Annotated in this window: 1 protein-coding gene; it reads right to left on the bottom strand. The window is 66.2% G+C overall.

What is annotated here, in order from left to right; translation table 11 throughout:
• Nucleotides 1-514: 514 nt before the first annotated feature.
• Nucleotides 515-1,510, bottom strand: coding sequence for a pentapeptide repeat-containing protein (locus EES42_RS42460; protein ID WP_124723530.1), 996 nt, complete (start codon nucleotides 1,508-1,510; stop codon nucleotides 515-517).
• Between the last annotated feature and the right edge of the window lie 629 nt (nucleotides 1,511-2,139).

Genomic DNA, 2,139 nt, shown 5'->3' with positions numbered 1-2,139 from the left:
GGTACGGGCCTGCGGCCCGGGGTTGCCGGGTCACTCCGTGACCCTTGGCATGGTCGACGCTCCGCGCCAACCATGCGATCAGCCACTCCGTGCCTGATCAGGGCCCGCTACGCGGGCGGTTGACTAGGTGGGGGGTGGCTCGGTCGGAACGGGATGTGGCGGAACGTGAGGACCGGGCCGGACGCCCGGAACTCTCCCCCACCATGACCACCCAGACAGTGCGTCAAAACATGACCCCAGATGAGATCTGGAATCAGCACGCACCCCCTAAGCCACCTCACGGCCCCTCAAAAACCACTCCCCCGAACTCACCCACCGTCAGAAATGAAATCCCTTGAACACCGGGAAGGCGCTGGATTCGGAATCCGAAAGTGCGTCAAAAACCGGACCCGCTCTTTTCTGGAATCAGCACGGATCCCCACTCAATCTCGCCCGATAAACACGAAATTCCCCTCCGTGTGGAGGGGCTTCGGCGGGGGGGAACGCGCGCTCATGGGCCTGTAGTGCTACAAGCTCAGGGGTGGTTCGGTGGGATCTCAGGGAACGGACCCCAGTCGATGACGGCAGCAGCATGAACCTCTACGCCTGTGAAGTCGACTGTGCCGCCGGAGAACGCGGCACCGCCGAAGTCGACTGTGCCGCCGGAGAACGTGGCGCCGCCGAAGTAGACCCTGCCGCCGGAAAACGTGGCGCCGCCGAAGTAGACCCTGCCGCTGGAAAACGTGGCGCCGCCGAAGTAGACCGTGTCGCCGGAAAACGTGGCACCGAAGAAGTCGACCATGCCGCCGGAAAACGCGGCACCGCCGAAGTAGACCGTGCCGCCGGAAAACGTGGCGGTTCTGAAATTGACCAGGCCGCTGGAAAACGTGGCTTCGCCGAAGTTGACCGCGCCGCCGGAAAACGCGGCACCGCCGAAGTCGACCATGCCGCCGAAGAATGCCGCGTCGCTGAAGTCTCCGCCGTCGAAGGTGGCTCCGGTGAAGTCCAGCTTGTACCCGCACCATGTGGTGGGTGACTTGGGGTATTGGAGGCGGTCTCGAATGGTGCTGATGATCGTAAGGCGTACTTCTTTCTCCCCCTGTTTGAACCCGGGCTCGGTGGGGTCGGTTTCGTAGGGCATGCGCAGGTAGGCGCAGAGGACGTCGATGCAGACCTGTCGCTGTTCGGGCCAGTCGTCGGCCAGGCGCGCCATTGAGTACACGCCCGCGAGGCGGACTGCGGCTTGCTCGTGGCCGAGTTGCTCCGCCGCCTTCGCGTAGCGCTCGGCGAGTTGTGTCGCGTCCGCGCGGTGGGAGGCGCCTTCTTCAAGGAGTTGCTTGCGGTAGGCGTACAGGCCGGCGAGGACGGCACCGACGAGGGTGAGGATTGTGACGGTGACCTTGATGATGTCCTGGACGTCGACTGGCTTCTTGCCCGTGTGGTGGGAGGTGAGGAGAGCGTCCGCGCCCTGGTAGAGGCCGAAGGCGGCCAGGCTGACGAGGATCAGGGCGACGGGGGCGACGAGCCACACCGGCCAGAGGTTCGGTGTATGGCGCCCCTGGGGCGTAGGGCGGCGCTGGAAGAGGCGAGGCACGATGGTGAGCCTGTCGCGTGGCAGGGCGACCTGGGGCCGGTTTGATCACTCCGTGACAGAGTCGGGGATCACTAGGGTTGCGTCCCCGCCTTGCGAGACTCCAGCTTCAGGCGCCTGACGCCCCAGAACCGCTACACCCCCCTGAGCCGCGAACGTCAGCCGCCCCGGCCCGGGGTGCAGGCACCGGCGCGCGCGGCCCCGCCGACGCGCGAGAGGGACTGGCCGGCCGCCGATCCCCGAGGCGCTCCGCCCGCCCCGCCCCCACCCTCTCCATTTCGGTAGTCGGGCGGCAGGGGGGTGCGCAGAGGGGATGTCAGCACCCCGACCACGCCTTTACAGCATGGTGACCTGCATAAACACACGACGCCACGGAAAGAGAGGGCAACAGATAGTGCAAGGAATGATGCAAGAGAACGTGAAAGGGAACTCTGGGCTGAACTGGCCCAGCCGGGAAAGAAGTAGATCTCAGCCGATTCCCTCGTCGGCGTGGCCGCCGGTTCCGAGGGTCCGCCGCGGGGACGGGGGCGCGGCCGGGCGCGTGCCGAGTACGCCTCGGGCTCGCAGTT

It is taken from the genome of Streptomyces sp. ADI95-17 (genome assembly GCF_003846175.1).
In the GTDB taxonomy this organism is placed as follows: Bacteria; Actinomycetota; Actinomycetes; order Streptomycetales; family Streptomycetaceae; genus Streptomyces; species Streptomyces sanglieri.
Note: the sequence above shows the minus strand (reverse complement) of the source record. Positions and strands in the feature narration are given on the sequence as shown.